10 protein-coding genes are annotated in these 8,921 nt (G+C 60.2%); 7 read left to right on the forward strand and 3 right to left on the reverse strand.

Features of this window, described 5'->3' with window-relative positions; genetic code table 11:
• Positions 1-1,533: APC family permease (locus D0T11_RS21115; RefSeq protein ID WP_147374778.1), on the reverse strand; the 1,533-nt coding region annotated here is incomplete at its 3' end.
• 311 nt (positions 1,534-1,844) lie between these two features.
• Between D0T11_RS21115 and D0T11_RS21120 the strand changes: the two genes are divergently transcribed.
• From D0T11_RS21120 to D0T11_RS21140, 5 genes are all read left to right on the forward strand, one after another.
• On the forward strand, positions 1,845-3,080 hold the full coding sequence (locus D0T11_RS21120) for an acyl-CoA dehydrogenase family protein (RefSeq protein ID WP_119657796.1): 1,236 nt from the start codon (positions 1,845-1,847) through the stop codon (positions 3,078-3,080).
• Between the two features lie 23 nt (positions 3,081-3,103).
• The gene (locus D0T11_RS21125; protein ID WP_147374779.1) at positions 3,104-3,325 is read left to right on the forward strand and encodes a hypothetical protein; all 222 of its coding nucleotides are present in this window, start codon (positions 3,104-3,106) and stop codon (positions 3,323-3,325) included.
• Positions 3,326-3,334: 9 nt separating this feature from the next.
• Positions 3,335-3,694, forward strand: coding sequence for a type II toxin-antitoxin system RelE/ParE family toxin (locus tag D0T11_RS21130; protein WP_119657798.1), 360 nt, complete (start codon positions 3,335-3,337; stop codon positions 3,692-3,694).
• Positions 3,695-3,764: 70 nt separating this feature from the next.
• Positions 3,765-4,520, forward strand: coding sequence for a hypothetical protein (locus D0T11_RS21135; protein ID WP_119657799.1), 756 nt, complete (start codon positions 3,765-3,767; stop codon positions 4,518-4,520).
• Between the two features lie 37 nt (positions 4,521-4,557).
• Positions 4,558-5,112, forward strand: coding sequence for a hypothetical protein (locus tag D0T11_RS21140; protein WP_119657800.1), 555 nt, complete (start codon positions 4,558-4,560; stop codon positions 5,110-5,112).
• A gap of 143 nt (positions 5,113-5,255) precedes the next feature.
• Here D0T11_RS21140 and D0T11_RS21145 read toward each other — a convergent pair whose 3' ends face one another.
• Positions 5,256-5,717, reverse strand: a complete 462-nt coding sequence (locus D0T11_RS21145; RefSeq protein WP_119657801.1) for a DUF4268 domain-containing protein — start codon at positions 5,715-5,717, stop codon at positions 5,256-5,258.
• 138 nt (positions 5,718-5,855) lie between these two features.
• On the opposite strand from D0T11_RS21145, the gene D0T11_RS21150 reads away from it, so the two are divergent.
• Positions 5,856-6,194: an HIRAN domain-containing protein gene (locus D0T11_RS21150; RefSeq protein ID WP_119657802.1), complete on the forward strand. Its 339-nt coding sequence runs from the start codon at positions 5,856-5,858 to the stop codon at positions 6,192-6,194.
• A 70-nt stretch (positions 6,195-6,264) separates the two neighbouring features.
• Here the strand turns inward: D0T11_RS21150 and D0T11_RS21155 are convergent, their stop codons facing one another.
• Positions 6,265-7,242 carry a hypothetical protein gene (locus D0T11_RS21155; RefSeq protein WP_119657803.1) on the reverse strand — a complete coding sequence of 326 codons (978 nt, stop codon included), beginning with the start codon at positions 7,240-7,242 and terminating at the stop codon, positions 6,265-6,267.
• A 197-nt stretch (positions 7,243-7,439) separates the two neighbouring features.
• Between D0T11_RS21155 and ruvB the strand changes: the two genes are divergently transcribed.
• Entirely contained in the window at positions 7,440-8,486 is a 1,047-nt protein-coding gene (gene ruvB, locus D0T11_RS21160; protein WP_119657804.1) for a Holliday junction branch migration DNA helicase RuvB, read from the forward strand.
• Positions 8,487-8,921 lie beyond the last annotated feature (435 nt).

Below are 8,921 nucleotides of genomic sequence, written 5' to 3' on the forward strand. Positions count from 1 at the left end.
CTGTGCCTGTGCGCGCATTACGTGGTACAATTGGCTGTTTGGCGGACCCTCATTCCCTATTCGGATAGACTCTACGTAGGCCATCACCATGTTGAGGTTAGCCACGTTGTCGCCCTTGGTGAAGAATACAAATTCCTGCTGGTGCAGCTCGCGCATGGCCCGCTTCACCTGCAAGCGGCTGAAGCGCGAAACCCCCGGCGACTTATCGCCAAACGACTTGGCGGCGGCCAGAATCAGGTCCAGAATAGAAGCCCGGTTGAGCATGATGGACACCACGGCCATCGAGGGCAGGAAGTACTGCAAAAACACGATGAGGTAGTCGGGGTGCAGGGTAATGTTGCCGTAAAGCGCCACCATAATGCTGATAAGCGCCACCGTGACGGTCAGGATGCCCGCGTACACCGGTCGGGGCAGGTTGGGACGCTTGCTTTTGAGCAGGAAGTTGCCCAGCGCGAAGAAGGCCATCACCAACAGGAACGAGATGGTATACACGCCCGAAAGCGGCCCCAGCTCGCCGTTGGTGATGAACAGCACCGACATGCAGAGCAGGAAAAACGTGATCAGAATCACGTAGTTGCTGCCCCGGCCATTTTCCTTGAGGAAGAACTGGGGCAGGATGCGGTCCAGGGTCATGCGCTTCATCAGGCCGCTCACGCCCACGAAGCTCGTGAGCACGGCCCCGCTGAGCACGGCCACGGCATCAATGGAAATGAGCGTGCCCAGCCAGGTGCCGCCGGTGGTGTTGCCCAGGTAGGAAAGCAGGGTTTCGGTGTTCTCACCCACCGTGGCCAGGGGCAGCGCCGCAATGGCCAGAAAGGCAATAACCGGGTTGAAAAAGCTCACCACAATCCACATATTGCGCAGCGTTTTGGCAAATACGCCGTCGGCCTGCTCCTCCACGAAATTGGCCGAGCTCTCGAAACCAGAAATGCCGAGCATAGCCGCGCTAAAGCCAAAAAACAGGGCCGTAGTGATGCTGCCCCCTCTCACCGGAGCCGAGAAGTTGAGCGACAACGTGCTCAGGTCGTGGGTGAACAGGAACCAGACGACGGCCCCCACCAGCAGCGTAAGCGACACCAGGTGCACGATGAAAATAGCCACGGCCACCTTCGCCGACTCCGAAATACCCAGAATGGTAAGGGCCAGAAACAGCCCCAGCAGCCCCAGCGTGGCCCCGATGATGGGCAGCCCGTGCCAGAGCGTGTGTAGGTAGTGCATGGCCTCGGAGGCCGAAATAACGGCCGTAGCCATGTACGACAGAATGGTCAGGCAGGCAGCCAGAGCCGCGTTGCGCTTGCTGGTGGTATTGAGCAGTACATTGTAGGCGCCGCCGTTCAGGGGCAGGGCCCCCACTACCTCGCCGTAAATTTTGCGGAACAGAAACAGCACCGCCGCCACAATCAGCAGGGCCACCCAGGCGTACTGGCCGGCATAGGCAATGGCCAGCGCCGATACGTAAAGACAGGAAGAGGAAATGTCATTGCCACAAATAGCCGTGGCTTCCAGCTCGGTTAGCTTTTTATGCTCACTCATGGAGGGGGAGAAAGTGCGTCGGTAGACAGGTATGACTGATGGTACGGGGAAAACGCGGCGTTGGCCGCTAAGGCAGCCAAGATACGGGTTTTCCGCGCCCCTGGCCCTGCCAACTGCTGGCCCAAACCAGCCGGCTCCGAGCCCGAACCATCGGCCCCGGGCCGCTGTTAGGCATACTGAAACTGCTATCTTTGAGCCACCTGCCCGGTCCCGGCCCGGACTTCAGTCCGTGGCCCCCAGCAGAGCCGGCCACTCTCCCGGCCCGCAGTCCGGGCTTTCCTCCGCGCATTCCCACCCCTAACGAATACTTTATGTCCTCCGAAGCTGACGTTCTCTCGCCCCAGGCCAAAGCCCATTCTGCCCAGCGCGGCTCCACCAACGCCGCCGGTTTCACCGATTACTTCGACCTCGACGGCCTGCTGACCGAGGAGCACAAGCTCATCCGCCAGAGCATCCGCGACTTCGTAAAAAAGGAAATCAGCCCCAACATTGAGAAATGGGCCCAGCAGGCGCACTTCCCGAGCGAAATCGTGCGCAAGTTTGGCGAGGTGGGCGCGTTCGGCCCCACCATCCCCACCGAGTACGGCGGCGGCGGCCTCGATTACATCAGCTACGGCCTGATTATGCAGGAAATTGAGCGCGGCGACTCCGGCATGCGCTCCACGGCCTCGGTGCAGGGCTCCTTGGTCATGTTCCCGATTTACGCCTACGGCTCGGAGGAGCAGCGCAAGAAATTCCTGCCCAAGCTGGCCAGCGGCGAGTGGCTCGGCTGCTTCGGCCTCACCGAGCCCGACCACGGCTCGAACCCCGCCGGCATGGTTACGCGCATCGAAGACAAGGGCGACTACTACCTACTTAATGGGGCCAAGCTCTGGATTTCCAATTCGCCCGAGTGCCAGGTGGCCGTGGTGTGGGCCAAGGATGAAAGCGGCCGCATTAAAGGCCTCATCGTGGAGCGCGGCATGGAGGGCTTCACAACCCCCGAGATTCATAACAAGTGGAGCCTGCGCGCCAGCATCACCGGCGAGCTGGTGTTCGACAACGTGAAGGTGCCCAAGGAAAACCTGCTGCCCGGCATCGACGGCCTCAAAGGCCCCCTCAGCTGCCTCGATTCGGCTCGCTTCGGTATTGCCTGGGGCGCCATCGGCGTGGCGATTGATTGCTACGAGTCGGCGCTCAAGTACAGTCTGGAGCGCGAACAGTTCGGCAAGCCGATTGCCGGCTTCCAACTCCAGCAGAAAAAGCTGGCCGAAATGATTACCGAAATCACCAAGGCCCAGCTGATGGTGTGGCGCTTAGGCGTGCTCAAAAACGAAGGCAAAGCCACCAGCGCCCAGATTTCAATGGCCAAGCGTAACTCCGTGGAAATGGCCCTGCACGTGGCCCGCGAAGCCCGCCAAATCCACGGCGGTATGGGCATCACGGGCGAGTATCCCATCATGCGCCACATGATGAACCTCGAATCGGTCATCACTTACGAAGGCACCCACGACATCCACCTGCTCATCACTGGCGCCGATATCACGGGCATTCAGGCGTTCAAGTAAATCTTTCTAGTTAATTCTCGACTATGGCGGCGCAAGCATTGCATTACCTGACCGACGAAGCCGGCAAGCCCGAAGCCGTGGTGATTCCGATTGCGCGATGGAAGGAGCTGGAAGCGTACTACGCCCAGCTCCGCCGCCGCGATGAGGTACTTGATGGCATGCAAAGTGCTTTGCTCGAAGCCCGCGCCATCGAAGCCGAAGGGCAGCCGGGCGAAGACTTGCACGATTTTCTAGATTCGCTTTAACTGCCCGCCGTGCCTGTTCGCGTCATTGCTACGGCTAACTTCAAGCGCGAAGCCAAGCCCTTATTAAAGCGGTACCGCTCGTTGAAATCTGAACTGGCGATTCTTGGAACCGCCCTGCTGGCGCAGCCCGCCTCCGGAGAGCCGTTGGGGCAAGACTGCTATAAAATAAGGGTGGCTATTGCCAGCAAAGGCCAAGGCAAAAGCGGCGGAGCGCGGGTTATCACTTACCGGCGGGTGGTTGATGCAAAAACCGGCACCGAGTGGGTGTTTTTGCTCTCGATTTACGACAAGTCGGAAGTAGCATCTATTGGGCGCGAAGAAATTCGCCGGTTGCTGATGGCAGTGCCGGACGACTTGTCGGACGAGTGACGAAGTGGTATTTTATGTAAGTTTAAACGGCCGTTCTGGAAACAGGGCGGCCGTTTTTGCTTTGTTCGCTATGCCATCAAACATTCGCACCACGCTGGCCAGCACGCTACTGCTCGGGATATTCAGCGCCGTGTTCCTGCTCGTTCAATACAAGTTTCCCGTCAGCCTGAAACGGCCGCACCAGTGGGGGGACCCACGCCCCTTTGTGCCGGATAGTGTTGCCCAGGAGCTAATCCGGCAACTGATAGAACAAGCCGATTTCGATGGACCTCGGTCAGTGGCCCAGCTGGGCAGCTGGACGCCACGAACCGGGGCCGATGCAGTGGACGTGGAACCGGCCGGACTTGCTTTTCGCATCAGCCGGGTGCTGCTGGAGCACCAGCCGATAAGTGCCTATCTCAAAATGAAGGATGCGGAAGTCCGCTACAAGTACGGTCAGGAGTCCGCCAATATGATGCGGCAATTGTACGCGGAGAAGGTGCTGTCGGCGGCTGACACCGCTTTCATGCACCAACAGATACTGCATTCTGCTGGATTCCGGCTGGAGGCGCGGTACCTGCCCGGCTGCACTATTATTCCCGTTGACACCCTGACGCGCTTGACACACGGTGTAGCGTATGGTTTGTCGGATGCTATGAGTCATCTGTATAGTAAGTATCAGACGGAAGCTATTTCCTGGTTGAGCGCCCCGCTGTTTTCACTGGATCAGCAATATGCCCTGATCAGCGTAACGCTCGACGCACGAGGTGACTACGAAAACGATGTCGGGCTGCTGCTGGAACGACATCAGGGGCAGTGGCGGCCGCGTCGGGAAATATGGCAGTAAGGTAATGGGACTGGATAGCGTCGAACTGCTTTGCGAGGTGGAAAGCTACTTTCAGGTGGCCATCCCCGACCCCTTGGCCGAATCTATTGCCACCGTGGGGGAGCTGGCGGCTGCTGTAACACAGCTACGGGGGCTGCTGCCTGCCGGCAACCGTACCGCTGCCCATGCCCGGCTGTTGGACCAGGTTTTGCGCTGCTTGCAGGCTGGTTTCCCGGCCGCAACAGCTGCCACGCCACTCACCCAGCTGGGCCTGCTGGAAAGTGGCCAGCCCGTTCGGCAGCAGCTGGCTGATTGCCTGAGTCTGAAGCTGCCGCCGGTGCCCGCGCCGCCCGTGTTCAGCACGCCCGGCTGGCTCTACCGCCTGTTGGGCACCGATTATGTCGCCCCCGCGCAACCCCACTGGACTCGCGCCACGCTGCCCGATTTCATCGACTGGCTGCTGGCGGCGCATTATCGGGTACTACTGCCTGCCCCCGCCACCCTCTACGAGGTGCAAAGGGCTGTTATTGGTCTCACCGCCGACAAGTGTGGCCTCCCTATCGTGGAGATTCAGCTAACAGACCGCTTTACCAGCGACTTGGGAATAGATTGAAGTGGGCCTAAAGTAAAAGATGCCGTTTGGAGCATACGCATCAAGTATTCGGTACCATGAAGAAAAGCAAGTTCTACCCCAAGCCAGCGTGGCTGCGTTTCACCGCTTTTAGCCCAAGCCTACAAAACCAGGCGCCAGAACAGCTACCGCAGTTCATCAAACGCATACTGCCCGGTGCTCCAGAACTCATCCAGCGCCACCAGCCGGGGCTTGAAGAAGGGGATGAGCCGGGGCCAGTCGTCGCGGGAGAACAGGTTGGCGGGGCGCAGCTCCTGGTAGATGCGGGCCAGCGGCTGGCCGCTTTCGTTGACGGCGGCTGGCTCCCAGGTCCAGGTTTCACCGGTGGCTTCTTCCAGCATCACGCGCAGCTCCCGGAACTGCTCGAAGAACAGTTCGCGCAGGCCTTCGTCGGGGTGGGTTAGTTCGATGCCGATGGTGGCGTGGCGGTTGTCGGCGTGCAGGCGGAAGTACACGTGTTTGAGGCCGGTTTTGTAGTTCATCCAGTTCACTGGCCCGCCGTCGGCCGAGGGCACGGGCTGCATATACTGGCCCAGCGTGGTCCAGAAGGCTTGGCGGAGTTGGGTGGCTTCGGTCTTGCTATACATAGCGGGCAAAGGTAGCGGGCGGGCGAAAAAGGCCGGCCGAACCCGGGCAAACGCGGTCTGTGCCGATGGGTTACGCGGGCCCCTGCGGTGCAAACCCATTTGCTGCGTAGTTTAGGGCTTCACTACGCCTCCCTGCCCATGTCCGATTCTGCCCCCGCCAAGTCCCTGGTTCTGCTCGAATGCCTCGTGGCCGGCACCACCCACCGCCCCGGCCTGCGCGAATTCGAGCCCCAACTGCAACCCGGTCAACCCCTGGCCCTGGCCCGCGAAGCCGACAGCTCCTACGACGACTGGGCCGTGCGCGTACTTACCAGCGGCCCCGGCGAGACGTTCTGGCTCGGCTACCTACCCGAGGGCCGCAACGAAACCGTGGCTCGCCTGCTCGATGCTGGCTACCCGCTCTCGGCCCGCCTCACCCACAAAGCCTGGGAAGATGAGTGGCTGCACCTGGAAATTGAAGTGTTGCTGGCTCAATAGCAACACTGATTATAAGGACTTGGCATATAATGCCTTCGCTCAGCATGGCAGCCCTTATACAACTCAACGCCTACAGCGTGTCGGCCAGTTGCAGTACCTGCGCGCGGGCTTGGGCTATTTCGGGGTTGTCGGGGAAGGTCTGCTGGACCCAGTACGTGAAGCCGGTTACCATTTCACCCACGGCCTGGCGGGTGCTGGCCGGGGCCGGCCCGGCCGCCGCACGCTCGTCGTCGGGCAGGGTGGGGAAGGCGTCTTCCAGCCCCAGCCGGCTCATCACATCCGACACAAATACCATCCCGCAAACCTGCATACCCTGGTAGAGCTGCACCAGCTCGGGCATAGTAAGGGCCAGCGGCTCCTGGGCCTGCACTTGGCCCAGGTGGGCAATGAGGGGCTCCAGGGCCTCGGCCCCCAGGTTGGGCAGCGCCGCCACAGCCCGCAGAAACGGGTGGTCGGCCTCGGTGGCGGGCAAGCTATGAACCAGCAGCAAAGCCAGGCGCAGCATGTGCAGTTGGGGTTCGGTGAGGCGCAGGCTGGCGGCCGGCGGTAGCGCCGGTACTGGCAACTCGGCTACCAGTCCGGCAAATGCCTCCTCCACGCCCAGCCGATGCAGCCCGAGCGAAACTGCCCCCGCCGGCGCCGTTACGTGTTCTTCCAACTGCCCCAGAAACGCCCCGCTCAGCTCCAGGCAATAGGCCAGCAGCGTGCTTAGCTGCCCGGCGTCAATACCCATCGACTGCCGCACATAGGCCAGTACTGGCACGGCCAGGCTCGTTTCCAGCGTCAGGCGGCCCAGCAGTAGCAGGTGGTACACGGCCAGCGGCTCCTGCCGCAGCACTACCAGCAGCTGCTCGTGGCTTTCGATGCCGTTGAGGCGGTGTACGGTGGCCGCCGTGAGGCCGGTGAGTTCGTGCAGACGGTTGGTGGCGGGCGTGGTGGGGCGGCTCAGCAGCTCCAGCGCCGCCATGCCATGCAGGCTCAGGCTGCGGGCCAGTTGATTGTAGAAGTCAAGCGGCAAGGCATCGAGCCAGGAAGCGGAAGCGGACATACGGAGCAGAATGCAATGGATGCGGCAAGTTACGAGTGTGGCGTAACTCTGCGAACGGGCAATCTGGACGATGCTGGAAATCAATGGTTGCTAATTTAATTAGCTATATGCAAAATTTCCGGTATTTTTTACTAAAAAAGGCACCAAGGCCCGCGCCAAAGTGTTACCTTTCGACACGCTGAATTACTGCCAGACTTATGCGCGAACCGCTTTTGACGGGTGGCGACGACCACTACGACGCCACCGATAAAGACATTGACAAGGCCCTGCGGCCGCTTTCCTTCGACGACTTCGCCGGCCAGGAAAAAGTGGTGGAAAACCTGAAGGTGTTCGTGGCCGCCGCCAAGCGCCGCGGCGATGCCCTCGACCACGTGCTGCTCCACGGCCCTCCCGGCCTGGGCAAAACCACGCTCTCGCACATCATTGCCAACGAGCTGGAAGCGGGCATCAAGATGACCTCCGGGCCGGTGCTCGACAAGCCCTCCGACCTGGCTGGCCTGCTCACCAACCTGGAGCCCCACGACGTCCTGTTCATCGACGAAATCCACCGCCTGAACCCGGTAGTGGAGGAGTACCTGTACTCGGCCATGGAAGACTACCGCATCGATATCATGCTCGATTCGGGCCCCAACGCCCGCTCGGTCCAGATTTCGCTCTCGCCCTTCACCCTCATCGGGGCCACCACGCGTTCGGGCATGCTCACGGCCCCGCTGCGCGCCCGTTTCGGCATCAGCTCGCGCCTCGAATACTACGATGCCAAGCTGCTGACCAGCATCGTGGGCCGCTCGGCCGAAATCCTGGCCACGCCTATTGATGACGAGGCGGCCTACGAAATTGCCCGCCGCTCGCGCGGCACCCCGCGCATCGCCAACAACCTGCTGCGCCGCACCCGCGACTTCGCCCAAATCAAAGGCGACGGCACCATCACCCAGGACATCGCCCAGTTCGCCCTCCACGCCCTCGACGTGGATGCCCGCGGCCTCGACGACATGGACAAGCGCATCCTGACCACCATCATCGACAAGTTCAAGGGTGGCCCGGTGGGCATCAGCACCATCGCCACGGCCTGCGGTGAGGAGGGCGAAACCATTGAGGAAGTCTACGAACCCTTCCTGATTCAGGAAGGCTACCTCAAGCGCACCAGCCGCGGCCGCGAGGCCACCGAAGCCGCCTACGAGCACCTGGGCCGCCCCATGCCCCAGCACCTGCGCGGCAATACCGTCACGGGGGAGCTGTTCAGTTAGGTTTAAAATTCATTTGGAGCGGTGGGAGGAATTAATGGTGCTTTCCACCGCTCGGAATGAATTGTATTTATAAGTGAATATTTGTAGAAATATATGGGATATCCATTAGTTGATATAACGATATACTATGAGGGAGCCATTTTGGAGGTTCCTCCTGTTAGCTGGGTATTTAGGAATAAGTTAAATTTCATAGCTGATTATTACCATGATAGGCTAAACGGATATAAACCACCAAAGACAGGAAGAATATGTGTGCGTTTTCTAGACAATGGGGATATTGAAAAATCGGCGGTGGTATAATGCGAGGTGATTCAGGTTGGCGTTAACCGACGGTTGTGCTCGTCGATGACGAGTTGGATGCGCGTATGGTGCATTTTCTCGCACCGGCTAAACGAGCAGGACTTGCGCACCAACACGCCGCACTTTTGGCGCAAC

The sequence above is a fragment of the Hymenobacter rubripertinctus genome (assembly GCF_003583925.1).
Taxonomy (GTDB): Bacteria; Bacteroidota; Bacteroidia; order Cytophagales; family Hymenobacteraceae; genus Hymenobacter; species Hymenobacter rubripertinctus.